General features: G+C 70.4%; 1 protein-coding gene. It reads left to right on the forward strand.

From position 1 onward, the window contains the following. Positions 1–267, forward strand: a 267-nt coding sequence (locus R0J92_RS23490; RefSeq protein ID WP_411053451.1) for a polysaccharide deacetylase family protein, incomplete at both ends; no start/stop codon positions are given.

The following is a 267-nucleotide window of genomic DNA, read 5'->3' on the forward strand; positions in this document are numbered from 1 at the left end:
GCGCGAATCGACGCCGGCAAGCCGCTGCCGCCCCGCACCGTGGCGATCACGATCGACGACGCCTACCTCTCGGTCTACGAGACCGCCTGGCCGCTGTTGAGGAAGCACGACCTGCCGTTCGCGCTGTTCGTCGCGACCGACCCGGTCGACCGGGGCATCCCGGGCTACATGGACTGGGATCAGATCCGCGAGCTCGAAGCAGGCGGGGTCGAGATCGGCAGTCAGGCGGTGACGCACCCGCACATGCCGGGCCTGTCGCAGGCCGCG

The organism is Tritonibacter sp. SIMBA_163, assembly GCF_046535935.1.
Taxonomy (GTDB): Bacteria; Pseudomonadota; Alphaproteobacteria; order Rhodobacterales; family Rhodobacteraceae; genus Epibacterium; species Epibacterium scottomollicae.